Below are 23,572 nucleotides of genomic sequence, written 5' to 3'. Positions count from 1 at the left end.
AACGCTATGCAGACATTACAGACCACCAGCCTGCGGGTTGTTGATAATCAACTCTTTATTCTTGACCAGCAGGCGCTGCCGCAGGAAAAACGCTGGCTGCCAGCGGATTCGGTGGCTTTGCTGGTGGAACATATTCATGCGTTACGCGTGCGCGGCGCGCCGTTGATTGGCCTCTCCGCCAGTCTGCTGTTGGCGCTATTGGCGGAAAAGGGGGCGAACCGTGACGTGCTGGCCCAGTCGCTGGAGACCCTGCGTGCCTCGCGCCCGACGGCGGTTAACCTGATGAATAATCTCGACCGAATGAAACAGGCGCTGACACGCGAAGATTTCGTTCCGGCGCTGGTGGCAGAGGCGCTGCGCTTGATTGCAGAAGATAAAGCCTTGTGCGACAGCATCGCGCAGGCGGGCAGCAGGCTGGTCAAACCGGGCAGCCGCTTGTTAACGCATTGCAACACCGGGGGGCTGGCGACCGCTGGCGTCGGTACGGCGCTGGGTGTTATTGCGCTGGCCCATCAGCAGGGCAAGGTGGCGAATGTCTGGGTGGATGAGACGCGTCCGTTGTTGCAGGGCGGGCGTTTAACGGCGTGGGAGTTAGGCGAACTCGGGGTGCCCTATCAGTTAATTACCGACTCGATGGCCGCCAGCCTGATGGCCAAAGGGCAGGTGGATGCGATTTGGGTGGGGGCAGACAGGATTGCCGCTAACGGCGATGTGGCGAATAAAATCGGCACTTACTCGCTGGCGGTACTGGCAAAATTCCACGGCATTCCGTTTTATGTTGCGGCACCGCAAACCACGCTGGATCCGAACTGCCCGAACGGCGAGGCGATTCCTATCGAGCAGCGCGCCGCGAGTGAAGTGACGGGCGTTGCCGGGAGCTTTGGCGCCGTGCAGTGGGCGCCGGAAAATGCCCAGGTCTATAACCCGGCTTTTGACGTCACGCCCGCCGCACTTATCAGCGGCTGGGTGCTCGACAGCGGCGTGGTCATACCGGAGCAGGTGAGTGGCGGGTTTTTTGCCCGCTGAGTCGGTCTTTGGCTCTCATCTGTTTTCTCCCGGATGGCGGCATAAGTGCCTGATCCGGAATACGAATTGACCCTCTCCCTGTGGGGTGAGGGGGAAAATGCGGCTCGGGAGGCGGGTTCCGTTCACCGTATGTTCATGGCGAAATGTCACCTTCGGACACGTGAACGGGTAAAGGGGAACACCGCGTTCCCCTTTACAATCCCCGCGGCCCCGCAAAAAATCGGTGCTTCGCACTGCGTTCGCCTCCCGCCCCGCTGCCTGCGGTCGGTTTGACTCGACGGCCTGTCTCGACAAACCTCAGTCCGCCATCCCTGGCGGTCTGCCCTTGTCATCGGGTCTTCGTCTCACCGATTTCAGCGGGGACTCAACCCCCTCGCTGCACGCTCTGCGCCAGGGGGGCACAAAGATGACGCTGTGGTTGTCATACGGGAAAACGAGTCAGCCATGGCTAACAAGGTTGAAGACGTTCACAGTAGCTACCGTCCGAAAACATAGCCCGGCTAAGCGCAGCGCCAGCCGGGGTGTTTGTTGTTACCACTTCATCTCGCCGGTGTTCACCTTCGCGCTCAACTCCAGCGAGCTCTCATCCGCAAGCCCTGGATACGCTGCTTTCATCGCCTCGATCACGGCCGCTGAGCCCTTCTGATGGTTCAGTGTCTGTTCGAATGTTTTCAAATAATCATGGGTAAAAGTAATCGCTCCATCGCCTGCCGGGCGTTCGCCCAGGTAGTGACCCGGAATAACCTGTCGGGGTTTCAGTGCCTGCATTTCGCGTAATACGTTCATCCATCCCTGGCGAATGGCCGGGGTCTGGGTATCTGCCGTCCAGACATGAATTCCTGACGCAATACCGGTGCCGCCTAAAATGGCCTTGTTCGCCGGGATCCAGACATAGGCGGCATAATCACCTACGTATTTCAGCTCCAGCGCTTCCCCGTCGACGGTAAAACGCGTGGCGGTGGTTGCCTGCGGAACGATAAGTGTCGTTGGCGCGCCATCTTTCATCTGTGGCCCCCAGAAAGCCAGTTTGGCCTCTTTCGTTGCCTTGATATGGTCAACTACCGCTTTGGACGCCACCACTTTTGCCTGTGGGAAGGCTTTTACCAGCGGTTCGAGACCAAAATAAAAATCCGGGTCGCCAGAGGTGATCACAATCTCTTTTAGCGTTTTGCCACGCGTTTTGATGAGCTTCACCAGTTCCTCGCCATCTTTAACGCTGAACTGCGCATCAAACAGCACGGCTTCTTTTGGCCCGGAGACCAGCGTTGAAGAGACCGGGAAAATGCCTTTCTCCTGCGGGTTATACACATCCAGTTGCAGTGGTGCGGCAAATACCGGTGCGGCGGCCAGCGACAGTAACAGGGTGGCGGATTTTGCGTTCATGACATTCCTTAATGGCTGAGTGAAGAGAGAAGGGGATTAACCAGTGTGAAAAATGCCTCTGGTTGCCCGTAATAACGCGAGACAGGTAAGAGCGTGTACTGCCCGTCTTTATTGATGAATACCGCGGTGGGGAAGCCCTGGCCGCCCGTTTGTGCCATCAGCATTCGTCCATGTTGAATGGCATCCAGCGCTTCATTTTCCGGAATTTGCCCCAGCATGATGTCTGCCCCAACGGATTGACTCAGTACTTCATTGACCACATCGGCGCGGGTAATGTCCTGCCCCTGTTCGTACCAGGCGCGCTGTACAGTATTCAGAAACTGGATGTCGCTACCGGGAGTCGCAAAGCGTTGTGCAGCCAGAAGCCCACGGCTGGCGGGGAGGGAATCCAGCACCATCTCACTGTTCGCCAGCAACTGCGTGCGGTAATCGCTGCCGAAAGTCATGCCGGTTAAAGCAGCGATACGCGCATCATGTTCATGAACATGCGAGAGCCACCCGGCGTCGAGCTTTCTGCGCCGGGTGCCGATGAATAATCCCCCCGGTAAAATATGCTGTTGCGTAAAATCCTGTGCCACACGGTTGAGCAAGGGCAATGCGCCATAGCTCCAGCCGCAAAGCGGATCGATTATCCAGTAAAGGCCGGGTTGAAATCCCATCATGCAGTTCTCCAGAAAGTCAGTGATCACCATTCTACGGATTGCAGCTTCTGCTACTATTCCTGAAACAATTCATGCTGTGTTTCGTAAAACGATCAAATGGAGTGGCAATGGACAGGATCATGGCGGCAATGACCTACAACCGGATTTGCGAACTGGGCAGCCTGAGCGCGGCGGCACGTTCGCTGGGTATTTCACGCCCGATGGTCAGCCGCTATCTGGATGAAATGGAAAAATGGGCCGGGGCGCGCTTGATTCATCGCTCGACGCGGCGGCTAACCTTAACCCCCGCCGGTGAGAAAATCCTTGAGAAAACGCGGCAACTGGCTTCTCTGTCGCAAGACATTGAAGGTGACGCCACGCGCCTGACACCTTCGGGCACGCTGCGTATTGCCTGCGCCCACTTTACGGCGACCCACCTGCTGGGGCCGGTGATCCCGGCGTTTCTGGCGCGCTACCCGGCGCTGCGCATTGAAGTGGATATCAATAATCAGCCGGTCAGCCTGGTGGGTGAGCGCATCGACCTTGCGATACGGATAACCAATTCCCCCGAACCTGGGGTGATTGCCCGCGCGCTGGGGGAATGCCGTTCGGTATTGTGTGCCTCCCCGGCCTACCTTGCGAGAGCCGGGCAGCCTGAAACCCTTGACGATCTCACTCAGCATAATTGTCTGCATTACAGCCGCTTTTCAGGACAATCATGGACGTTTCGCGATCCGGAAAAGGGTACTGTTGCCGTTGCGGTTAATGGTAATTTCAGCGCCGGGATATCGTCTTTGCTGTGCGATATGGCGATGGCGGATGTAGGGCTGGCGCTGGTGCCGGAAATTGAGGCGCGCGTCGGGCTTCAGAGCGGACAACTGGTCAGCGTACTGCCGCAACTGGAGCCGCAGCCGCTGGGCATTTATGGGTTATATCAATCCCGCGATCATCAGCATGCGGCGCTCGGCCTGTTTCTCGATGCGATTAAGCAGCATCTCGCCGCTTAAGCCTGGCTCAGTTCCGCCATCCACTGCTTATGTTCTCTGTCCAGCTCCCGGGCGGTGAGTTCGAGGAAAGCATTGACCGCAGTCGGTCGGTGTTTGCTTCCCGGCACCTGAATCTGCAAAGTGCGCTGGCTTAGCGACGAGTTATTGATCGTTTTAAGCGTCATGCCATCCTGCTTTGCCCGCCACAATACGCTGAAATGGCTGCACACGGTCAGGGCATCGGGTGTATGACGGGTAAAACCGTACAGGGCGGCAAAATTATTGCTGCTGAACGCCGGTTCCAGAAAGGTGCCCGCCATTCGACAGGAGAGATCAAAAAGCTGGCGCAGCGTGGTGCCAGCCTCCGGGAGAACCAGCGGATAGTGGTGCAAATCTTCCATCGCCACACCCGGCTGCGACACCAATGGATGCTCATCCGCCAACAGCAACAGTACCGGCGCGGGCCAGGCGGCAATAATTTCCACGTCCCGTTCAGGCGCGAGGCTGAACTGAAACGCGACATCACAATCATTGCGCCGGATCCACTCCGCCACCTGCATCGCCGTGCCGACCTGCAAATCAAAACTCACCGCAGGATGTTGCTGACGAAAACGCGCCAGTACCCCCGGCAACAGGTCAAACGCCATGCCCTCGGTACAGGCAATACGTACCAGGGCTTTGCGCACCGCTTTCAGCCCCTGAATTTCGGCCATCGCAAATTCCATATCGCGCATGTTTTTGCGCACATGGTTAGCCAGAATCTGCCCGGCATCGGTTAAAACCATACCGCGCGAATGCCGTTCAAAGAGCGTGACGCCCAGCCGGGTCTCCAGCTTGTGGATTTGTCGGCTGATGGCGGAACCCGCCACGTAAAGCTGTTCGCTGGCGGTGCTGAGAGAGCCGGTGGTGGCCACCGCAAAAAAGTAGCGTAGTTCATTGCTCAACATAGATGAATCCTCTGCGATGCCCTGAGATTGTGCAGTGTACCCTTATCAAAAAAGCAACGCCAAATTACAATTATTATTATTGTGGCAAGGCTCTGTTCTGGTTTAGAACAAAAAGACAACAACATCTCATTGCGCCATCGGCAGCAAATGAACCCTGAAAAATTCGCGTTGCAGCCACGCAACTGCAGCTCGACATTTGACGGGGACAGACAGGGCAAACAACATGACAACACAACAGATCGTCGACCAGGCGCTGGCGTGGTTCGACAGCGGCCATTTTAAAAGCATCCTTGCCAGCCGGGTGGCAATCCCCAGCGAAAGCCAGCGTAATGACAGAGATGACGCGCTCACACGCTATTACAACGACGTATTCATTCCCGCTTTTCAGGAATTGGGTTTTACGACTGAGGTGATTGCTAACCCGGTCAATGCCGCCCGACCATTTTTACTCGCCAGCCGCGAAGAAGACCCGATGCTGCCCACCGTGATGTGCTACGGACATGGCGATGTGGTCTTCGGTGACGATGCGCGCTGGGCCGAAGGGCTTTCGCCGTGGACGCTGGTCGAGCGTGATGGCAACTGGTACGGACGCGGTACGGCTGACAACAAGGGTCAACATTCGGTTAACCTCGCCGCACTGGAGCAGGTTTATCACGCGCGTAACGGTCGGCTGGGGTTTAACTGCGTCTGGCTGTGCGAAATGGGCGAAGAGGTGAGTTCGCCGGGGCTGGCCGCCGTCTGCGAACAACTTAAAACACGCATCAATGCAGACCTGTTTATCGCCTCTGATGGACCGCGCCTGAGTGCTGAGCGCCCGACGTTATTCCTCGGTTCGCGTGGCTGTTCCAACTTTCGTCTGACCATTAATGCGCGCGCCAAAGATTATCACTCTGGCAACTGGGGCGGGCTACTGAGCAACCCCGGTACGCAACTGGCAAACGCCATCGCGAGCCTGGTGGATGGTAAAGGCGAAATCCAGATTGCGGCGCTGAAACCGCCGGCCTTAACGCCTGAACTGAAAGCCATCCTGGCGGATATCACCCCGGCACGTGGCGAAAACGATCCCATCACCGACCCGAACTGGGGCGAGCCCGGATTGTCGGCGGCAGAAAAACTGTTTGGCTGGAATACCCTGGAAGTGCTCTCTTTCCTGACAGGGAATCCGGCTCAGCCCATGAACGCGATCCCGGGGCAGGCGACTGCGGTCTGCCAGTTGCGCTTCGTGGTGGGTACCGACTGGGAACATCTGGAGCAGGCGGTTCGTGCGCATCTGGACGCGCACGGCTTTTCCATGGTGACTATCAGCGAAGTGCGCGGCACCCCTGCAACACGCTTTGACCCGACCGATCCGCTGGTGAACTGGACGCTTGAGGCGATGGCGGAGACGACCGGCAAGAAACCGGCCCTGTTGCCAAACCTCGGCGGCTCGCTGCCTAATGATGTGTTTGCCGGGATTTTGGGCCTGCCAACGCTGTGGGTGCCGCATTCGTACCCGGCCTGTGGCCAGCATGCGCCGGACGAGCACCTGCCGATTGCCATTGCCCGCGAGGGGCTGGCGATCATGACCCGCCTGTTCTGGGATTTGGGCGAGCGGGGGGCGGCACTGCTTGCCAGCCATCAGGCGCATCAGAATGGAGGTGCAAAATGACAATTCTCGCCCGTGAGACAGAGCAGGGCAGCGTGCGCCCGAACCTGGCGAAAACGCTTTTTGCCACCTGTATTGGTAATGCCCTGGAGTGGTTTGATATTGCGGTGTACGGCTTCTTTGCCAGCTATATCGCTCAGGTCTTTTTCCCAACGACTAATCCAACGGTCTCGCTGCTGCTCGCTTTCGGTAGCTTTGGTATCGCTTTTTTGATTCGCCCGCTGGGGGCGGTGGTGCTTGGCGCTTATGCCGATAAACACGGTCGTAAGGCCTCGCTACTGCTCTCTATCAACCTGATGATGCTGGGCGGGGCGATGATCACCTTTATGCCCGGTTATGCCACCCTCGGTTTGGCCGCGCCGCTGCTAATTTTGCTGGCGCGCCTGATTCAGGGCTTCTCCGCAGGTGGTGAGTTTGGTAGTTCGACGGCGTTTCTGGTGGAGCACTTCCCGGAGCGTAAAACCTTTATCGCCAGTTGGCAGTTCGCTACTCAGGGAGCCAGTACACTGATGGCATCCGCCTTTGGTCTGGGACTGGCACACTGGCTGACGCCGGAGCAGTTGCTGGACTGGGGATGGCGCGTGCCGTTCGCCTTTGGTTTGCTGATTGGCCCGGTTGGGCTGTGGATCCGTCGCCATGTGCACGAGCCTGAGGCGTATGTTGAGATCGAGAAGCCGCGTCATCCGGTGAAGCAACTGTTGGGTTCGCAAAAACGCCTGTTGGCGCTGGCGATTGGTCTGATGGTGGTCTCCACGGCAATTAACTACATGCTCAATTATGTGCCGACCTGGGCGACCAAAAGTCTTGGCCTGCCCGCGTCATCCGCCTACAGCGCGACGTTGCTGGCCGGGGTGATCCTTACCGTGGTGACGCCAATAGGTGGCCTGCTGGCGGAGCGTGTCGGGCGTGAACGTCTGTTGTGGACCGCGTTGGGCCTGCTGGCGTTTACGTTGCTGTCCGCGTTCTGGCTGACCAGCCTGAACGTCACGCCCCTGTCGCTTTCACTGCTGGTGGGATGGATGGCGTTGTTGAAATCCATCTACTTCTCGACCATTCCGTCGGTGATGGCGGATATTTTCCCGGTATCGACCCGGGCCAGTGGGATGTCCATCAGTTACAACATCGCCGTCACGGTATTCGGTGGGTTTGCGCCATTTATCTGTACGTTGCTTATCAGCGCAACCGGCAGCCACTTCGCACCGGGCTTCTACCTGATGGTTACCGTGTTCCTGAGCGTTGCCGCGCTGTGGCATACGCAAAAACAACTCCGTTAATCAGCAAGCTGCCCCTCTCTGTCCGGAGAGGGGTTATCCCTGTGCGCCAGATCCCGGCAAAATCACCTGAGAATTATCAATTTCACTGTTTGGCGTCTGCGGCGCACTTTTTTTGCTGCTAACGATATTGTTTTCATAACGCGGCGGAGTGATGACCGGATAGACGTAGCTTTCCTGTTCCGAACATCGCACAGGATCGCGCGAACCCGCATAAAACAGATAGTACTGATGGGAGTTGGGGAAATAGGCCAGATCGTCGCCATTGCCAAAGGTGGTGGTCCAGAAGGGCACTCCGGCTTTGGTGTGGCTTTGCAATTTGCCTGAGGCGACCTGGAAGTGATCGCCCCATTTCATGGTGATGAGATAGTAATCAAAAAAGGAGACGGTGATGGCCCCACGGGGCGGGCAGTTAAGTTTGACGGCGTCATCCGCACGTGCCGCCAGTGCCGGTAAGGTCAGTAATAATAAAAACAGGGGATATTTCACGCATCCATTCTCGAGGCCGTAAGGTCAGGAGCGGAATCCTACGGTGTCGGGCCGTGGCATGACCAGCAGCAAGCTGTTACATCTCCCTCTAAAGTTAATCAAAATATGACGTTACTCTTATTCGCCCGTTAGTTTTCCACTACCATCCATCATGACAGTGAATATCCCTTTTCGGGGATAATGTGCGTTTAAAGGGAGAGTCGCTGATGGATATGAATTTTATCTGGCTGAGTATCACCAGTCTGATATTAATGGCTATTGCCATTCCGCTGCTTTTGCAGAAGGTGAAACCGAACCGCTGGTATGGGATAAGAACCGCGCGAACGCGCAATGATGACGGGCTGTGGTATCGGGCCAATCGTCTGTATGGTATGGCGATGCTGACGGCGGGCGTGGCATTTTTTGTGCTCTCGGCTATCCTCGGGAACTGGCGTCCGGGTGAGGATAACCAAAAGATAAGCCTGGTGTTGTTTATGCTTGAAGTGCTGGTGCCTGTGTTCTTTACCCAGGTGAGAGCAAGAATCCTGGCACGGAAGTGATCCCCCTGCGTTTCCCCGCCTGGCGCAGCGCTTAGCCGGGCTACGAGCAACCCCGATTCAGTGAAGTAGCCCGTATAGGGCGCTTGCGCCACCATCCGGGGGCCGGTATCGCTGCGGGCAATCCCTTAAACACAGGGTCCCTTCGCGCAACCGTACATCATCACCAGCGGGAAAATGGGGATCATCAACGGCGCCATATAACTCACATTCTGTTCGGTTTTGTCGGTGATCGTCACCGTCACAGGGGGATCCAGTTTCGTCGCGTCAGCGGTAGAGTAATGCAGGCTCCCGGCATAAGTGCCTTTGGCTTTAAACACGGCGACCATCGTTTTCCCGGACTCCATCACATGCGCATTATAATGATATTTGAGCCTGTCCTTCTGGGCGGCTGTTAACTGAGTCGCATCGACAATCGCGCGATATTCCGCCGTGACATCTTTATCTTTCACCACAAAGTACACCGCCACACCGGGGCTTTTATCCCCGAACTCGTCATAAAAGGCTTTGTAGTCGTTATAAACATCACGGGTCTTATCACGTTTAAAGACATAGCCGTACTTGTCTGACATGACCGTAATATTATTTTCCGTCACCCGCAGGTAGTCGAGTGTGTCCTCTTTCGGCATTGGCACTGTGGTGGCGCAACCGCTGAGCACCATTGCCAGGAGCATCAATATAATTTTCTTCATTCTTCCTTCCCTGTGAATCGCATTCGCAAAAAGAGCAAGTATAGGCCGGGTTTGGCAGGAGAAAAGACAGGCTACAGGAATGGGTAGGGGCCAAAAAAAGCCCCGCGTGAATGCTGGGCCACAACAAGGGGCGGGAACTCACGCCAGCCGTGGATAGTTTTCCGCAATCGCATCGCCGGTGAACTGTGCGATCCAGCCTTCCGGGTTGTCGAAGATGCGAATGGCGGTGAAGTTCGGCTCGGAACCCATATCAAACCAGTGCGGGGTACCGGCGGGCACGGAGATCAGGTCGTTCTTCTCGCACAATACCTGGTACACCTCGTCATCAATATGCAGGCAGAACAGCCCGGCACCTTCCACGAAAAAACGCACTTCGTCTTCGCCGTGGGTGTGTTCGTTGAGGAATTTGGCGCGTAGCGCCTCTTTTTGCGGATTATCAGCACGCAGGCTGATCACATCCCAGCTCTGGTAGCCCTTCTCAGCAACGAGTTTGTCGATCGCGTGCTGGTAGGCGACGATCACCGTCTCCGGTGATGGATCTGCGCCCAGGTCACGGTCGGCTTCCCAACGCTCAAAACGGACGCCTTTGGCGTTCAGCTTTTGCTGAATCCCGGCGGCGTCGGTGCTTTGCCAGACAGGCTTGCTGGCGTCTTTGTCAGAATAAATCGTCAGTGCGCTCATGAGGGGATCTGCTCCGGCTTAATGTGGTCGAAAGAGGGAACCTGGTGATGTTGGCTCGCCGCGTCATGGTCGCCGCGAATCAGTTGTATGGTTCGTAAACCGGCCTGCGCTGCGGCGTCCAGCTCCTGATGGATATCAGAGAGGAACAGGATCTGCCCCGGCGGCACGCCCAGTTGTTCAGCGATATTGCGATAGGACTGAACCTCGCGCTTCGCCCCCACCAGGGTGTCGAAGTAGCCGCTGAACAGATGAGTAATATCACCTTCGTCGCTGTAGCCAAATAACAGTTTTTGCGCCGCCACTGAGCCAGAGGAATAAACATACAGATCAATACCTTTGGCTCTCCATTTCTCCAGTGCGGGCAACACGTCCGGGTAAAGATGACCGGTGAAGTCGCCATTGACGTAGCCATCACGCCAGATAATGCCCTGTAGCGCTTTCAGTGGCGTGGATTTGCGATCCTCATCCATAAACTGCACAAGCGTATCAAGCAGATCGGCGGTGGTCGCCTCAGGCTGTGCTATCTCTTCACGCAAGTTATCAAGGATAGTTTTTACCGGCTCGATATACTGCTGCGCGTTCAGAAAAGCCGGCAAACGTTCGCGGGCATAGGGAAATAACACGTTGTGTACAAAGCGAATATCGCTGGTGGTACCTTCTATGTCGGTAACTATCGCGCGGATCATTATTTCTCCAGCAGACGGCGCTGCATTTCGCATTCAAATAAAAATTCCAGCCCTTCCAGATGGCGACGCGCTTCAGCCACATCGCGCCCCCAGCATGTCAGACCGTGACCACGTAGCAAAAAGCCATAGTTCAAGGGGCGTTCTTGCGCGTAATGTTCAATATGGCGGGCGAGGGCATCAATATCCTGAGCGTTATCGAAAATTGCAATCGGCACGGTATCAAGATGTGTGGTTTGCCCGCGCAGGGATTTTTGCATTTCGAAGCCGCTGATCAACAATTCAGGGGCACGCTCAACGCGTGACAGTACGGTGGCATTCACCGTATGGACATGCAGCACCGCATTCGCATCCGGGAACAGGCGGTAAATCAGCGTGTGCAGGCCCGTTTCCGCTGACGGCTTACGCCCCGACGGCGCATGGTTATCGGCGATCGACACTTGCAGGAAGTCGGCTGTCGTCAGGCTGCCTTTGTCTTTGCCGGATTCGCTCAGCCAGCACCATTGTGCATCTTCACGCACCGACATATTGCCACCAGTGGCAGGGGACCAGCCTTTCTGGCCTATCCAGTGACAGGCGTTAACGAGCTCATGGAGTTGCAGGTTGTTTGTCATAGTCTTCCTGGGTTGCGCGTCGGCAGGAATATTCTTATGGTTTAGACGTCTAAGCGTCTTGATTGCCAAATACTAACATCGTGTTATAGTGGCAGCAACATCAGTATTACAAGCAGGCACGCAACCATGAGCGATAACGCACTGATTCCCCAAAGTAAACTTCCCGCTTTAGGCACCACTATTTTCACGCAAATGAGTGCGCTGGCGCAGCAGTATAAGGCCATCAACCTGTCTCAGGGATTCCCGGATTTTGATGGTCCACGCTACTTGCAAGAGCGGCTGGCTTACCACGTGGCACAAGGGGCGAATCAGTACGTGCCAATGACCGGGGTGCAGGCGTTGCGCGAGGCCATTGCCGATAAAACCGAAGAACTGTATGGCTACAAACCGGACGCGGGCAGCGATATCACAGTAACGGCAGGGGCAACCGAGGCCCTGTATGCAGCGATCACCGCGCTGGTGCGTAAAGGCGATGAAGTCATCTGCTTTGATCCCAGTTATGACAGCTACGCCCCGGCGGTGGAGTTGTCTGGTGGTGTGCTAAAACGTATTGCCCTGCAACCGCCGCATTTTCGCGTGGACTGGCAGGCATTCGCTGCACTGCTGAGCGATAAAACCCGTTTGGTTATCCTTAATACGCCGCATAACCCGTCCGCGACGGTGTGGCGCAAAGAGGATTTCGCGGCGTTATGGCAGGCGATTGGCGAGAAAGAAATCTATGTGCTGAGCGATGAAGTTTACGAGCACATCTGCTTTGCCGAAGAGGGCCATGCCAGCGTACTGGCGCACCCGCAACTGCGTCAGCGGGCGATTGCCGTTTCCTCGTTTGGTAAAACCTTCCATATGACCGGCTGGAAGGTGGGATACTGCGTGGCTCCGGCGGCCATTAGCGCCGAGCTGCGTAAGGTGCATCAATACCTGACCTTCTCGGTCAATACGCCTGCGCAACTGGCACTGGCGGATATGCTGCGAAGCGAGCCGGAACATTATCGCCAGTTGCCCGCGTTTTATCAGGCTCGTCGCGATGTGCTGGTCAATGCGCTCAGCAGCAGTCGGCTGGAGATCCTGCCGTGCGAAGGCACTTATTTCCTGCTGGCCGATTACAGCGCCATTTCCGATCTTGATGATGTGAATTTTTGCCAGTGGCTGACGAAAGAAGTTGGGGTGGCGGCTATTCCGCTGTCGGTTTTCTGCGCCGACCCCTTCCCGCATAAGCTGATTCGTCTGTGTTTTGCAAAACAGGAATCGACCCTGCTGGCAGCCGCTGAACGGTTATGTCAGCTATAACTGACGCTATTTAACCGTCCACGCGCGCGAGAATCGACGGCCTGCAAAGAGTTCTGTCAGGCCGTTAATCTGTTTGAGGCGCAATACTTCATCGCTGTCCATCCCCAGCTCATGGCCAATCTGCTCTTCTGTCCAGCCCATCCGCGAGAGTTCACGAACAATTTCCGCCATCTCATTGATTTGATGGCGGCCACGTGCCCGATTATGCCGGATGGTGGCCGCCATACGATCGGACTTGCTGGCTCGGTCGCTGTTCAGGCAAGTAATCGGGAGATAGCCTTTAAGTTTACTTTTTAGCGCCACCCGACTTTTACCCAGTTCGTGGCGGTGAAAGCCATCGACAATTTCGAAGTGATGAGGTTTGTCTTCCTGCACCACAATGGGCTGGGTGAAACCATCGGCCTCCAGCGATTTCAGTAACAACCGTTTCTCCGGCGGTGCAACATTGTTAGGGTTGTAGTCATTTGGGGAAATGTGGTCGTTCTTCACCCATAAAACACAATCGACAGGCTGGTCGCGAAACGGGCTTAACGCGTGGAGAGTACGACGAAAATCATTGATAGCTTCAATCCGTTCTTCCTCAGGTAATGCGCCGAGAAATGCCTCAATCTCGCTGATTAATCGCTGTTGCATAAAATTCCCCACTCCTTGCGTTTGTTTTTGATTCGTTCGTGATAGCGTTTGTAATTGCTTGTTTTTGTTGGGCTAAAAGAGAGGGCCCTGCACCAGTAATCGTTATTAAGCAGCACTTTGCAGATGCGGCGCCAGGAAGGTATATCTTTTGCGCCAACATCCCCGGGCTGGCTATCGGGAATATGTGTCAGCCCCTGTTTTTCAAACCAACGTAAATAGACGGCGATTTTGTTGCGATAATGCTCCGCGGATTGCTCTGGCATGCTGTCGAGTAAGAAAAGGACATACTCCCGCCAGCTCAAATGCGCAGGTTTAGTGAGCTTACGGTGACCGTAGAAAAGGTTGTCCTGACCGGCATAAATCCCGCCGCTGCTGACGCCGCTGACCCGTTCGCACATCAGGGCCCAGCGCTCAGGCTCTAAAACATGATAGAGCCACAGCCCCTGGCGTTGCTCCGGGCCGAAAGGTTCGCAAATGCGCATATAGCGCGTAGGCACGCCTGCCTGATACATCAAATCGTATAAGGGATTATAGGGGGTTTGGGTTTTACCAAACCAGGTCCAGATATCGGCTGTTTTCCAGTCATAAATCGGGTAAATGTACCAGGCATGCCCGCGCGGGGCAGCGGTAGTCCAGGGTTTATCGTCGGCGAAACGCATTTTGCGTGCCGACGCAATAGCCATAAAGCGGTTGTAAGATTCGTCAGCGCGAATACCGATCATCATGGCTGCCGGGCGATGGTTGGCGAACCAGTCGGCAAACTCACTGACAAACGATTCAAAGGTCATGCCGTGTTGATAAAAAGGCAGCTCCGCTGGATCCGTAAGCGCATGTTCAGGCGGTTGCCGTACCCATTCAACACCGGGTTGCCAGCATTGCCAGGTGGGGGAAAATTGCGATAAGCCATTTTGGGTGGTCAATGGCAACGCAATCCAGAAGAAGCGCTCTGTGATATCACTGTATTCAGCACGCATACGCTCAACATGCTCAATGGTATAGCTAAACTGGGCCTCCCAGTCGATGAATAAAATACTGATTTTCTTTTTTAACTGACGCGCAAGTTGCGCCGTCAGATTGAGCATGATGCTGGAGTCTTTTCCACCCGAAAAAGAAACGCATACTCTCTGAAAGTTTTCCAGTGTCCATTTAATTCTTTCCATGCTGGCGCCCAGAACATCCTGTTCCAGAATTTTCTTGTCAATTTTCACCGTCAATTAATCCCAGTCGGTTACATACTCAGGCTGGGAATGATAATAAAATTAAACAAAGAGTTAATCTTTAATTTGTTATAGATTTCAATGATGTAATTATTTTAAATGTTTGGAGGTATTTATATTCATTGCATTTGTCATTTTGTTTATTTGTACGCAACTCTGTTACGACAACTTATTATTGGTAACAAAAAAAGCGCACCGGAGAAATAATCATAATTCGTAGTGATGTATTTCTCCGGCTTACGTTTTGCCTTTATTGTGTTTTTTTTACCCTTACTCGCCTAAAATCAGCTTCAGTTTTTCCTCATCTGGGAGACCAACCTCTTGTTGCAGCACATTATCTTTATTCATATAGTAAATGGCTGGAGTGGCGTTTGCGCCCAATTCGTCCATTAACGTTTGATTACCTTTTAGAACATTCATGATCGTTGGGGGAATGGTTTTCGGTAAATTCAGCGCCATTTTCCCGAGAGATTGCTCATAGTCATGCCATTTTTTGGCCGGGTCGCTATCGCTCAAAATAGCCGCCGCCGCCGCCGGACTTTCGGGTTTGATGACCCCAACCAATAATGTGCGGATTTGTACTTTACCGGCCTCAACCCAGGGACGTGACTGTTGCCAGAAGCGGCTACAGTACGGGCAGAAAGGATCGGCAAAAACGTAGATCACACGCGGTGCATCCTTTTTGCCATCAAGGATCCACGTTGATTTTTCCATCTGCTGCCAAAGCGCCCGACCTGCCGGTGAGTAGATCTCATCCTGAATCATTTTCTCACTCAGATTGGTGCCAGCGGCGTCGTACATATAGCCAGAAATCGCCTGTTTGCCGTCTGGCGTTACATAAATGGTGACGCCCATGTCCTGATATTTCCCGAGATAGCCTTTCATACCGCCCGGCGCATCGAAGGATTTAATGATAGTGATACCTTGTTTTTCAATGGTTTGTACGGGCGCAGGCAGCTCTTCTGCCTGAACGTAGAAAGGCAAAAGAGAAAGGGCGAGTAGACGTTTAAGCATAAAAAACCTTAAGTAACAATGAGATGAATTAGATGACGGTAAAACCTATCACAACCATAGGCAGTATCTGGAGCCTGTGCATTGTTATGTGACTGCGAGAGTGTTGTAATCCCCACTGTCTGTGCGATAACTTTTATCTTGTCGCGCAACACGATGCCAGTATGACTGGCGCTGAAGCACCCACGGGTATTTCAGGTCTAAAGCCACCCGTGAGGTGGCTTTTTTGTTTTTACCGATGGGATCCCCGTCGACCTTATGCACGTTCATGTTCGGTACATTAAGCAGTTTTGTGCGGGTTGTTAGCTAACGCTTATTGATTTGATAATGCAAACGCATTAGCCGAATCGGAAAAAAATCGTTAACTTACACCTCAACGAAAACACGGAGGAAGTATAGATGTCTTTAATTAACACCAAAATCAAACCTTTTAAAAACCAGGCGTTCAAAAACGGTGAGTTCGTAGAAGTTACTGAGAAAGATACCGAAGGCCGCTGGAGCGTCTTCTTCTTCTACCCGGCTGACTTCACTTTCGTATGCCCGACGGAACTGGGTGACGTTGCTGACCATTATGAAGAACTGCAGAAACTGGGCGTAGACGTTTACTCTGTTTCTACCGATACCCACTTTACGCACAAAGCATGGCACAGCAGCTCTGACACCATCGCTAAAATCAAATATGCGATGATCGGCGACCCGACTGGCGCCCTGACCCGTAACTTTGAAATCATGCGTGAAGACGAAGGTCTGGCTGACCGTGGTACCTTCATCGTTGACCCGCAGGGCATCATCCAGGCTATCGAAGTTACCGCTGAAGGTATCGGCCGCGACGCATCTGACCTGCTGCGTAAAATCAAAGCAGCACAGTATGTTGCTTCCCACCCAGGCGAAGTATGCCCGGCTAAGTGGAAAGAAGGCGACGCGACGCTGGCTCCTTCCCTTGATTTGGTTGGTAAAATCTAAAATTCACGGCGTCTTTCGCGCTACAGATGCGTTGGCTGCGCTTAATCACCCCGGTCACTTACTTTTGTAAGCTCCCGGGGATTCATAAGCTTGCCGCCTTTCTGTAACACGAAAGCCTTGTGAATTGAAATTTCTATCGTTTTTCGCGCTACAAATGCGTTGGCTACGCTTAATCGCCCCGGTCACTTACTTTTGTAAGCTCCCGGGGACTCTCAGGCTAGCCGCCTTGCTCTGACGTGAAATTCTCGGAAATTGCGTAGTACTATCTGGGCGCTTTCGCGCCCATTTTATTCCAACACCATGATGCAAGTTGCATTCAGGCAGCCCAGATAAGGCAGCTTGCATGATGATGTTTTAAGCCCAGGAGATTAAAAATGCTCGACACAAACATGAAAACGCAGCTCAAGGCTTACCTTGAGAAACTGACTAAACCTGTTGAGCTGATTGCCACGCTGGATGACAGCGCGAGATCGGCAGAAATCAAGGAACTGTTGGCTGAAATTGCTGAATTGTCAGATAAAGTTTCTTTCAAAGAAGACAACACGCTGGCAGTGCGCAAACCGTCGTTCCTTATTACCAACCCAGGTTCAAATCAGGGGCCGCGCTTTGCAGGCTCGCCGCTGGGACACGAATTTACCTCGCTGGTTCTTGCCCTGCTGTGGACCGGTGGTCATCCGTCGAAAGAAGCGCAGTCTCTGCTCGAACAGATTCGCGATATCGACGGTGATTTTGAATTTGAAACCTATTATTCACTGACCTGCCATAACTGCCCGGATGTCGTACAGGCGCTTAACCTGATGGCCGTACTGAACCCACGCATTAAACATACGGCGATTGATGGCGGCACCTACCAGAATGAAATCACTGACCGTAATGTAATGGGCGTTCCGGCTGTCTTCGTCAATGGTAAAGAGTTTGGTCAGGGGCGTATGACGCTTGCTGAAATCGTGGCCAAAATTGATACCGGCGCGGAAAAACGCGCAGCTGAAGAGCTGAACAAGCGTGACGCGTATGATGTGCTGATTGTTGGTTCTGGCCCGTCTGGTGCGGCGGCTGCGGTTTACTCCGCACGTAAAGGTATCCGTACCGGGCTGATGGGTGAGCGTTTTGGTGGCCAGGTGCTGGACACCGTGGACATCGAAAACTACATCTCCGTGCCGAAGACCGAAGGTCAAAAACTGGCGGGTGCGCTGAAAGCACACGTGTCGGAATACGACGTTGATGTGATTGATTCGCAAAGTGCGACCAAACTGACCCCGGCTGCCGTGGAAGGTGGTTTGCATCAGATTGAAACCGCATCCGGTGCCGTGCTGAAAGCACGCAGTATCATTATTGCGACCGGGGCAAAATGGCGCAACATGAACGTGCCGGGCGAAGAACAGTACCGTACTAAAGGTGTGACCTACTGCCCGCACTGCGATGGTCCGCTGTTTAAAGGTAAACGTGTTGCTGTCATCGGCGGCGGTAACTCAGGCGTGGAAGCCGCCATCGATCTGGCGGGTATTGTAGAACATGTCACCCTGCTGGAGTTTGCGCCTGAAATGAAAGCTGACCAGGTGCTGCAGGATAAAGTGCGTAGCCTCGGTAATGTCGACATCATTTTGAATGCGCAAACTACCGAAGTGAAAGGCGATGGCAGCAAACTGACGGGGCTGGAGTACCGCGATCGTGTGAGCGGCGATGTGCATCATATCGCGCTGGCCGGTATTTTCGTGCAGATTGGTTTACTGCCGAATACTACCTGGCTGGAAGGTGCCATTGAGCGCAACCGTATGGGCGAAATTATCATTGATGCGAAATGTGAAACCAGCGTCAAAGGTGTGTTCGCGGCGGGTGACTGCACCACGGTGCCGTACAAGCAAATTATTATCGCCACTGGCGAAGGTGCGAAAGCCTCTCTGAGCGCATTCGACTACCTGATCCGCACTAAGCGTGCATAAAAAAGAAGAAAGTAAGATATCCCAACGTATTCGAGTGGCATAACGCTAACCCGCGGGCAACTCGAAGAACAAAGGGACAATACCTGCAATAATCAAGAGGCTGCCTGAGGCAGCCTCTTTTTTTTACCGTACTACCAGTACCGGAATATGTGCATGGCGTACTACGCTCGAAGCGTTCGACCCCAGCAAATGGGTAGTGATAGAGGGGTTGCGTGAACCAATCACCACCATATCCGCGTGTAACTCTTCGGCCATTTCATTGACCACATCGCGTACGCTTCCCAGACGGACATGGGTGTGGATACGTTCGGGGCTGATTGAAAAGTGGCTTATCATCGTGGTCAGCCGGGTTTGCGCTTCATGCTGCAAGTGTTCTTCAAAACGACGAATATCGGCAGCGAATCGGTGCAGGCTGAGGCTGGAAGAAGCAGGCAGAACGTGCAGTAAATGGATGACGCCCGTGTCCTGAGCAAGGAACTCGGCGTGGCGCACGGCTTTGTCGCTTAACTCCATTTCGAAAACATCTACCGGCATAATGATTGTCTGATACATAAACGTGTCTCCCTGTAGATTATGTCACTGGTATTTCAGCAGGAATGACAGAATGATTCTGCTACGTCGCTGGCAATTATTTATTTGAGCTGGAGTTTTCGTAGAAATGAGGATTTTCCGGTAAACCGGGCGTTACCAGTGTCGTTCGAGATAAAGCACGGCCGCGACGATAATTGCCGCCACGATCAAAAAGATAAGGGCGATAATCCATGTTTCGCTCATATGCGAACCCAGGGCAAAAACCTCTTACCACAATAGAAGCCTGAGCGGGACAAAGAAATGCGACATTTGGGTGAGCGGGGAAGGGAAAGAGGATGCGGCATGCATCCTCTTAACAGCGTGTGGCGCGCTTAGCGCAGATATTCGCCAGCGGCTTCCGGCTGGTAGATTAACTCCAGCACTTCAAGATCGGTCGTTGCACCGCCGGGCAGTTCCCAGTGGATACTATCGCCGACGCGTAAGCCCAGTAATGCCGCACCGACCGGAGCCATCACGGACAGTTGCGTCGCGCTATCGGTCATTTGCGCCGGGTATACAAGGGTACGTGTGCGGATATCGCCACTTTTAAGCTCACGGAATTTTACCGTGCTGTTCATGGTGACCACGTTGGCTGGCATCGCTTCGGGGGCGCACATCTGCGCGCGATCCAGTTCGTCATTCAGCACCTTCGCGACCGGCAGACTGGCATGAGCGGGTTGCTCCAGCAGACGGTCAATGCGCTCAGCGTCAAGTTCATTGATGATAATTGCAGGTCTGGACATCTATTACTCCATGTCATGAGGCGAAATCCCGCCAGATTAATCCAAAGAAAAACCCTCGCCGTCTGGCAGCGAGGGTTTAACTCTTCGGATGATACTGAGACTGCACGCAACTTTGAAGTGACTTAGCTCACATTTGCCGGGTTTATGTGTTTAACCCGAAAGGGGAGAGGATTAATAACCGACGCTGTCGATAATAAAGTCGTTCCCGCAGTTACCCGGATGCGGTTGCGCCAGCAGGGATTTCGCGGAAAGTGGCTCGTTGATCGCCCGCGCATCAATGGCGACTTGCATTTCGGTAAGATACGCCGGATTACCGTTACAGGTCAGTTTTACCGCTTTAACACTGTTATCGCCCCAGGTCTTAGCAACGGCGGCGTCAAAATCGCTACGGCTGACATGTTTACCGTAATTGTTCGCCAGGAAAATCCCCAAAGCACTGCGTTTCACTTCCTGATTCAGACGTACCATCGTCCCGAATAAAGCGTCCGGGTCGAAGCCGAAACAAACGCCGTGTTTGGCGTATTCGTAACGTTCGAGGCAAGATGCGCCGCCTGCGCCGGGCATTACCGTGTTGAGCTTATTGGCCATTTCCAGTGACATCCCGGTTTCGGCAGCAGAACATTTCTGGCTGATTTTCGCCTCTGGCATATTGGGAACAGGTCGCGTGGCGCAGCCATATCGCATCCAGCGCTTTTCGTCCACGCCGCGGGCGGCAATAGATTTCGGCAGGCCGGGCCACAGGCCGTGGACGGTCAGAAAATCGATTTTTTGCGGTAGCTCTTTTTGCAGTCGGCATTCCTGCGGCTCGCGCCCTCCACGGTCATGCTGACTCTGGCAAAAACCGGTTTGCCACGAAAGTGCCAGCACGTAGCGGTCAAAGTCACCGTACTGTTTGGGCTCGAGTGGGGCAGCGTGAGCGGGGGTGAGCGACAGCATCGCCATGGCGACACCCAGACTGGCGACGAGTCCCTTTATGAACATTTCTGATCCTGATGATTGCGTTTAAATAATTTCCGTAGGTTATTAAAGCACAAAAAGCGCCGGAGGGGCGCTTTTTGCGTTATGGCAGGACAGGCCGTTAGTGCACGGCAGCGCCGGGAACCAGGATCTCTGTTGCCACGATCACCACAATCAGACCCACAATAACCGGTACGGATGTCCGTTTAACCACTTCAAACGGAGAGATATTGGCCATACCTGCCACCGCAACCACCACGCCGGATACCGGTGAAATGGTGCGGCCAAGGTTAGACGCCTGTAGCATCGGAATAGAGAGGTACGCCGGGTTGATGCCTGACTCATGTGCCAGTTTCGGGATCATCTCGACAAACGCGTAGAACGGCGCGTTACCAGAGCCCGTCGTCATCGCCGCCAGCATGGTGAGAATGACCAGTACCAGCATCAGAATGATACTTGCGGAACCAAACGAGGTGGCAATGGAGATAAGACTCTGGATAAAGCCAATCGTGCTGAGACCCTGCGCGAAGACACCGGCGGCAACTAACAGCATTACCACACCAGCAAACGCATCTGCCATGCCGCGATAGGCTACTTCCAGACCGGAAAAGACGTTCTGTGTATTGAAACCGCGGAAAAACTCCAGCACTGCGGCGAGCAGCATGCAGATTACCAGGATAGTGATGATATGCAGTTCCGGCCCCCATTTACCGTCGAAAATCAGCACGCCGATGATCGGCGTAAACGGCAGAATGGCATAAAAAGACGGGGCGGTGGTGGTAATGTCTTTCACATCCAGCATCTCTGCGGTGATGTTCTCTTTTTTATCCAGATAGCGCTGCCAGAAATAGTGGGCGATGGCCATAAAGATAATGGCAGCGATGGAGATCGGCAGCGTCGTTTTAAACGCGAAGTCGATGAGTGGCATTTCAGCGGCTTTCGCGGCTAAAACGACATCCCCGGAGGTTGGAGATAAAATAATCGCGGCCGGAGAGGCACAAATAGCAGCGGCAGCCCCGCGGCTTATCCCCACGTTCACCATCACGGGGAAAAGCGTTGCCATTAATAACACGCCAAGGCCAGTGGCCGAGGAGACCGCCAGGGACATCAGGCAAGCGACGAAATAGGCGGCAATCATTAATAAATAGGGCGAGTTAATAAAACGCAGTGGGCGGGAGGCGAGCTTCACGACCATATCGTTGGCACCGATATGGGTCATATAGGCGGCAAACCCACACAGCATCATGATCATCATGCCCAGGTCGCCACCGCGGCTCATCAGCAAGATTTTAATGTATTCAACGATGTCTGTTGCGGTGTAACCCGTGCTGGTAGCACTGCCCGGCAGGACTTTATGCCCCATCAGCGCACTGACGATTAATAACGCCAGCCCGCCGACAAACAGCACGCCGGTGGCAGAGTAACCTTTGATGATATAGCGTGCGACACCCACGATTACCACGACGCCAATCAGAAGTTCAATAAACGTTAACATAATGTTCTGGATCCCAGCGTAAAGAACATGAAAAATGACTACCGGAAAAGGAAGAAACGCAATGTGCCGAATAACCGCTAATGAGTAGATGATTAAAATCAAGGAAGATTCGTTTTGCGTATATTATCGCGCATTTTGCTTATTTTCCGCAAAATGACAAAAATACCGTTGCGGAAGTTCGCAAAAAACAATGGGCGTAATGGGATCTAAAAAGAAAATAAAAAGTTAATAAAATTAGTTTCTTTGGTTGCGAATGAATAAACCACGTAAATTAATCAAAAAAAGCTTTAAAAAGAAAAATATCGGCGCCTATACTCGCTCCCGGTTCCCGTATTGATTGACAGGTTATTATGCACACTGGCTGGATTAGTCGTTTACGCGTAATGAGGCGGCATCTGACGATGTTGCTGATCGCGTTCGGCTGGCTATTGATCCAGAGTCAGGTGGCCATAGCCTCGCATGATTGCGACCTGGATGTGCAAGGCGAAACGGTAATGACACAGCATTACGATCATATGATGACCGATAATGCGATGCAGCCGCCTGCCCATCAAATGAAAGCGCCTCTGTGCGACAAGCATTGCGTACCGGATGTGGCGCAAAAAGACAGCGGTCATCAGACGCCAGTCGCGCTGCCTGTCAGCATGACGCTGGTCGTCGCCAAACCCCTTTGTATTGATACCGTCCGTGAGGGCTGGTCGCTCACACCTCCCGCAGCAGGGCCGCCGGCAACCATCCGTTTTTGCCGGTTTCGCGAGTAGAAAACTGTTAATTCGTTGAATTTTAATTAATTTTCGATTAACAGGAGTTTTACTATGCGTTCTTCTATTTTTCGCGCGCTGACAGGCGTGCTGGCTGTACTCTCTTTTTCCGCCGTGCAAGCGCACGCCATGAACCACGACATGAATCACAACATGGCGCAGCACACCGCCATGCAGGCGCATGTTTACCACGCCCAGGGCGTTATCAAAAAAATCACGCCGCAGTCCGTTTCTATCGCTCATAAAGCCATCCCAGATCTCAACTGGCCGCCGATGACCATGCAGTTTGATCTGTCGGAAGCTGCGCCATCGCAGTTGGCTGTGGGCGAAAAGGTTGACTTCGCGTTTGTGCAGAACGCGAACGGTTACCAGATCGTTTCTCTGGCGCCGCAAGAATAACG

At 53.7% G+C, this 23,572-nt stretch carries 26 protein-coding genes; 10 read left to right on the top strand and 16 right to left on the bottom strand.

Going from position 1 to position 23,572, the window contains the following annotated elements; genetic code table 11:
* Positions 1–6 precede the first annotated feature (6 nt).
* Entirely contained in the window at positions 7–1,026 is a 1,020-nt protein-coding gene (gene mtnA / locus ABU190_RS24485) for an S-methyl-5-thioribose-1-phosphate isomerase (protein ID WP_354692600.1), read from the top strand.
* A 531-nt stretch (positions 1,027–1,557) separates the two neighbouring features.
* Here the strand turns inward: mtnA and ABU190_RS24480 are convergent.
* Both ABU190_RS24480 and ABU190_RS24475 read right to left on the bottom strand, forming a co-directional pair.
* A complete protein-coding gene (locus ABU190_RS24480; protein ID WP_354692599.1) occupies positions 1,558–2,409 on the bottom strand; it encodes a Vmh family MBL fold metallo-hydrolase in 852 nt (283 codons plus the stop codon).
* Between the two features lie 8 nt (positions 2,410–2,417).
* Complete coding sequence (locus tag ABU190_RS24475) at positions 2,418–3,071, bottom strand: DsbA family protein (RefSeq protein ID WP_354692598.1); 654 nt, start codon at positions 3,069–3,071, stop codon at positions 2,418–2,420.
* Between the two features lie 107 nt (positions 3,072–3,178).
* On the opposite strand from ABU190_RS24475, the gene ABU190_RS24470 reads away from it, so the two are divergent.
* A complete protein-coding gene (locus tag ABU190_RS24470) occupies positions 3,179–4,057 on the top strand; it encodes a LysR family transcriptional regulator (protein ID WP_354692597.1) in 879 nt (292 codons plus the stop codon).
* Here ABU190_RS24470 and ABU190_RS24465 read toward each other — a convergent pair.
* The gene (locus ABU190_RS24465) at positions 4,054–4,983 is read right to left on the bottom strand and encodes a LysR family transcriptional regulator (protein ID WP_296418820.1); all 930 of its coding nucleotides are present in this window, start codon (positions 4,981–4,983) and stop codon (positions 4,054–4,056) included. The genes ABU190_RS24470 and ABU190_RS24465 overlap by 4 nt on opposite strands.
* 223 nt (positions 4,984–5,206) lie before the next feature.
* Here ABU190_RS24465 and ABU190_RS24460 point away from each other — a divergent pair, with 223 nt between their 5' ends.
* Both ABU190_RS24460 and ABU190_RS24455 read left to right on the top strand, forming a co-directional pair.
* Positions 5,207–6,631 (top strand): M20 family metallopeptidase, encoded by a 1,425-nt coding sequence (locus ABU190_RS24460; RefSeq protein ID WP_354692596.1) that lies wholly within the window; start codon positions 5,207–5,209, stop codon positions 6,629–6,631.
* Entirely contained in the window at positions 6,628–7,902 is a 1,275-nt protein-coding gene (locus ABU190_RS24455; RefSeq protein WP_354692595.1) for an MFS transporter, read from the top strand. The genes ABU190_RS24460 and ABU190_RS24455 overlap by 4 nt, the downstream gene beginning before the upstream one ends.
* Before the next feature lie 33 nt (positions 7,903–7,935).
* Here ABU190_RS24455 and ABU190_RS24450 read toward each other — a convergent pair whose 3' ends face one another.
* Positions 7,936–8,388, bottom strand: a complete 453-nt coding sequence (locus ABU190_RS24450; RefSeq protein WP_296418800.1) for a hypothetical protein — start codon at positions 8,386–8,388, stop codon at positions 7,936–7,938.
* 206 nt (positions 8,389–8,594) lie between these two features.
* On the opposite strand from ABU190_RS24450, the gene ABU190_RS24445 reads away from it, so the two are divergent.
* A complete protein-coding gene (locus tag ABU190_RS24445; protein ID WP_354692594.1) occupies positions 8,595–8,927 on the top strand; it encodes an SdpI family protein in 333 nt (110 codons plus the stop codon).
* 125 nt (positions 8,928–9,052) lie between these two features.
* On the opposite strand, the gene ABU190_RS24440 is transcribed toward ABU190_RS24445, so the two are convergent.
* The 4 genes from ABU190_RS24440 to ABU190_RS24425 form a co-directional block, all read right to left on the bottom strand.
* Positions 9,053–9,616 (bottom strand): hypothetical protein, encoded by a 564-nt coding sequence (locus ABU190_RS24440; RefSeq protein ID WP_354692593.1) that lies wholly within the window; start codon positions 9,614–9,616, stop codon positions 9,053–9,055.
* 138 nt (positions 9,617–9,754) lie between these two features.
* Positions 9,755–10,297 carry an acireductone dioxygenase gene (locus tag ABU190_RS24435; protein WP_041852164.1) on the bottom strand — a complete coding sequence of 181 codons (543 nt, stop codon included), beginning with the start codon at positions 10,295–10,297 and terminating at the stop codon, positions 9,755–9,757.
* A complete protein-coding gene (gene mtnC / locus ABU190_RS24430; protein WP_354692592.1) occupies positions 10,294–10,983 on the bottom strand; it encodes an acireductone synthase in 690 nt (229 codons plus the stop codon). The genes ABU190_RS24435 and mtnC overlap by 4 nt, the downstream gene beginning before the upstream one ends.
* Positions 10,983–11,594 carry a methylthioribulose 1-phosphate dehydratase gene (locus ABU190_RS24425; RefSeq protein WP_041852162.1) on the bottom strand — a complete coding sequence of 204 codons (612 nt, stop codon included), beginning with the start codon at positions 11,592–11,594 and terminating at the stop codon, positions 10,983–10,985. The genes mtnC and ABU190_RS24425 overlap by 1 nt, the downstream gene beginning before the upstream one ends.
* 126 nt (positions 11,595–11,720) lie before the next feature.
* Here ABU190_RS24425 and ABU190_RS24420 point away from each other — a divergent pair, with 126 nt between their 5' ends.
* A complete protein-coding gene (locus tag ABU190_RS24420) occupies positions 11,721–12,881 on the top strand; it encodes a pyridoxal phosphate-dependent aminotransferase (protein ID WP_354692591.1) in 1,161 nt (386 codons plus the stop codon).
* 6 nt (positions 12,882–12,887) lie between these two features.
* Here the strand turns inward: ABU190_RS24420 and ABU190_RS24415 are convergent, their stop codons facing one another.
* From ABU190_RS24415 to dsbG, 3 genes are all read right to left on the bottom strand, one after another.
* Positions 12,888–13,514 (bottom strand): ParB/RepB/Spo0J family partition protein, encoded by a 627-nt coding sequence (locus ABU190_RS24415; protein ID WP_354692590.1) that lies wholly within the window; start codon positions 13,512–13,514, stop codon positions 12,888–12,890.
* A complete protein-coding gene (locus ABU190_RS24410) occupies positions 13,499–14,674 on the bottom strand; it encodes a DUF3440 domain-containing protein (RefSeq protein WP_354692589.1) in 1,176 nt (391 codons plus the stop codon). The genes ABU190_RS24415 and ABU190_RS24410 overlap by 16 nt, the downstream gene beginning before the upstream one ends.
* Positions 14,675–15,001: 327 nt before the next feature.
* Positions 15,002–15,745 carry a thiol:disulfide interchange protein DsbG gene (gene dsbG / locus ABU190_RS24405; protein WP_354692588.1) on the bottom strand — a complete coding sequence of 248 codons (744 nt, stop codon included), beginning with the start codon at positions 15,743–15,745 and terminating at the stop codon, positions 15,002–15,004.
* 396 nt (positions 15,746–16,141) lie between these two features.
* Here dsbG and ahpC point away from each other — a divergent pair, with 396 nt between their 5' ends.
* On the top strand, positions 16,142–16,705 hold the full coding sequence (gene ahpC, locus ABU190_RS24400) for an alkyl hydroperoxide reductase subunit C (protein WP_041852156.1): 564 nt from the start codon (positions 16,142–16,144) through the stop codon (positions 16,703–16,705).
* Positions 16,706–17,079: 374 nt separating this feature from the next.
* Positions 17,080–18,645 (top strand): alkyl hydroperoxide reductase subunit F, encoded by a 1,566-nt coding sequence (gene ahpF, locus ABU190_RS24395; RefSeq protein ID WP_041852155.1) that lies wholly within the window; start codon positions 17,080–17,082, stop codon positions 18,643–18,645.
* A gap of 123 nt (positions 18,646–18,768) precedes the next feature.
* On the opposite strand, the gene uspG is transcribed toward ahpF, so the two are convergent.
* From uspG to dcuC, 5 genes are all read right to left on the bottom strand, one after another.
* Entirely contained in the window at positions 18,769–19,197 is a 429-nt protein-coding gene (gene uspG / locus ABU190_RS24390; RefSeq protein ID WP_110295810.1) for a universal stress protein UspG, read from the bottom strand.
* 132 nt (positions 19,198–19,329) lie between these two features.
* A complete protein-coding gene (yldA, locus tag ABU190_RS24385; protein ID WP_271851235.1) occupies positions 19,330–19,419 on the bottom strand; it encodes a small membrane protein YldA in 90 nt (29 codons plus the stop codon).
* Positions 19,420–19,547: 128 nt separating this feature from the next.
* Entirely contained in the window at positions 19,548–19,958 is a 411-nt protein-coding gene (gene rnk, locus ABU190_RS24380) for a nucleoside diphosphate kinase regulator (RefSeq protein ID WP_071193879.1), read from the bottom strand.
* A 171-nt stretch (positions 19,959–20,129) separates the two neighbouring features.
* Positions 20,130–20,900: a ribonuclease I gene (gene rna, locus ABU190_RS24375; protein ID WP_354692614.1), complete on the bottom strand. Its 771-nt coding sequence runs from the start codon at positions 20,898–20,900 to the stop codon at positions 20,130–20,132.
* Between the two features lie 136 nt (positions 20,901–21,036).
* Entirely contained in the window at positions 21,037–22,410 is a 1,374-nt protein-coding gene (gene dcuC, locus ABU190_RS24370) for an anaerobic C4-dicarboxylate transporter DcuC (protein ID WP_041852151.1), read from the bottom strand.
* A gap of 401 nt (positions 22,411–22,811) precedes the next feature.
* Here dcuC and ABU190_RS24365 point away from each other — a divergent pair, with 401 nt between their 5' ends.
* Both ABU190_RS24365 and ABU190_RS24360 read left to right on the top strand, forming a co-directional pair.
* Positions 22,812–23,171, top strand: a complete 360-nt coding sequence (locus tag ABU190_RS24365) for a DUF2946 domain-containing protein (protein WP_334312451.1) — start codon at positions 22,812–22,814, stop codon at positions 23,169–23,171.
* 54 nt (positions 23,172–23,225) lie between these two features.
* Positions 23,226–23,570, top strand: a complete 345-nt coding sequence (locus tag ABU190_RS24360; protein WP_354692587.1) for a copper-binding protein — start codon at positions 23,226–23,228, stop codon at positions 23,568–23,570.
* Positions 23,571–23,572: the final 2 nt, after the last annotated feature.

It is taken from the genome of Phytobacter sp. RSE-02, from assembly GCF_040578655.1.
GTDB classification, from domain to species: domain Bacteria; phylum Pseudomonadota; class Gammaproteobacteria; order Enterobacterales; family Enterobacteriaceae; genus Phytobacter; species Phytobacter diazotrophicus.
Note: the sequence above shows the minus strand (reverse complement) of the source record. Positions and strands in the feature narration are given on the sequence as shown.

What these genes read in the sequence shown, in the direction of transcription:
- mtnA (WP_354692600.1), top strand. Translation starts at nt 7, where the DNA reads ATGCAGACATTACAGACCACCAGCCTGCGGGTTGTTGATAATCAACTC.
- ABU190_RS24480 (WP_354692599.1), bottom strand. Translation starts at nt 2,409, where the DNA reads ATGAACGCAAAATCCGCCACCCTGTTACTGTCGCTGGCCGCCGCACCG.
- ABU190_RS24475 (WP_354692598.1), bottom strand. Translation starts at nt 3,071, where the DNA reads ATGATGGGATTTCAACCCGGCCTTTACTGGATAATCGATCCGCTTTGC.
- ABU190_RS24470 (WP_354692597.1), top strand. Translation starts at nt 3,179, where the DNA reads ATGGACAGGATCATGGCGGCAATGACCTACAACCGGATTTGCGAACTG.
- ABU190_RS24465 (WP_296418820.1), bottom strand. Translation starts at nt 4,983, where the DNA reads ATGTTGAGCAATGAACTACGCTACTTTTTTGCGGTGGCCACCACCGGC.
- ABU190_RS24460 (WP_354692596.1), top strand. Translation starts at nt 5,207, where the DNA reads ATGACAACACAACAGATCGTCGACCAGGCGCTGGCGTGGTTCGACAGC.
- ABU190_RS24455 (WP_354692595.1), top strand. Translation starts at nt 6,628, where the DNA reads ATGACAATTCTCGCCCGTGAGACAGAGCAGGGCAGCGTGCGCCCGAAC.
- ABU190_RS24445 (WP_354692594.1), top strand. Translation starts at nt 8,595, where the DNA reads ATGGATATGAATTTTATCTGGCTGAGTATCACCAGTCTGATATTAATG.
- ABU190_RS24440 (WP_354692593.1), bottom strand. Translation starts at nt 9,616, where the DNA reads ATGAAGAAAATTATATTGATGCTCCTGGCAATGGTGCTCAGCGGTTGC.
- ABU190_RS24435 (WP_041852164.1), bottom strand. Translation starts at nt 10,297, where the DNA reads ATGAGCGCACTGACGATTTATTCTGACAAAGACGCCAGCAAGCCTGTC.
- mtnC (WP_354692592.1), bottom strand. Translation starts at nt 10,983, where the DNA reads ATGATCCGCGCGATAGTTACCGACATAGAAGGTACCACCAGCGATATT.
- ABU190_RS24425 (WP_041852162.1), bottom strand. Translation starts at nt 11,594, where the DNA reads ATGACAAACAACCTGCAACTCCATGAGCTCGTTAACGCCTGTCACTGG.
- ABU190_RS24420 (WP_354692591.1), top strand. Translation starts at nt 11,721, where the DNA reads ATGAGCGATAACGCACTGATTCCCCAAAGTAAACTTCCCGCTTTAGGC.
- ABU190_RS24415 (WP_354692590.1), bottom strand. Translation starts at nt 13,514, where the DNA reads ATGCAACAGCGATTAATCAGCGAGATTGAGGCATTTCTCGGCGCATTA.
- ABU190_RS24410 (WP_354692589.1), bottom strand. Translation starts at nt 14,674, where the DNA reads ATGGAAAGAATTAAATGGACACTGGAAAACTTTCAGAGAGTATGCGTT.
- dsbG (WP_354692588.1), bottom strand. Translation starts at nt 15,745, where the DNA reads ATGCTTAAACGTCTACTCGCCCTTTCTCTTTTGCCTTTCTACGTTCAG.
- ahpC (WP_041852156.1), top strand. Translation starts at nt 16,142, where the DNA reads ATGTCTTTAATTAACACCAAAATCAAACCTTTTAAAAACCAGGCGTTC.
- ahpF (WP_041852155.1), top strand. Translation starts at nt 17,080, where the DNA reads ATGCTCGACACAAACATGAAAACGCAGCTCAAGGCTTACCTTGAGAAA.
- uspG (WP_110295810.1), bottom strand. Translation starts at nt 19,197, where the DNA reads ATGTATCAGACAATCATTATGCCGGTAGATGTTTTCGAAATGGAGTTA.
- yldA (WP_271851235.1), bottom strand. Translation starts at nt 19,419, where the DNA reads ATGAGCGAAACATGGATTATCGCCCTTATCTTTTTGATCGTGGCGGCA.
- rnk (WP_071193879.1), bottom strand. Translation starts at nt 19,958, where the DNA reads ATGTCCAGACCTGCAATTATCATCAATGAACTTGACGCTGAGCGCATT.
- rna (WP_354692614.1), bottom strand. Translation starts at nt 20,900, where the DNA reads ATGGCGATGCTGTCGCTCACCCCCGCTCACGCTGCCCCACTCGAGCCC.
- dcuC (WP_041852151.1), bottom strand. Translation starts at nt 22,410, where the DNA reads ATGTTAACGTTTATTGAACTTCTGATTGGCGTCGTGGTAATCGTGGGT.
- ABU190_RS24365 (WP_334312451.1), top strand. Translation starts at nt 22,812, where the DNA reads ATGTTGCTGATCGCGTTCGGCTGGCTATTGATCCAGAGTCAGGTGGCC.
- ABU190_RS24360 (WP_354692587.1), top strand. Translation starts at nt 23,226, where the DNA reads ATGCGTTCTTCTATTTTTCGCGCGCTGACAGGCGTGCTGGCTGTACTC.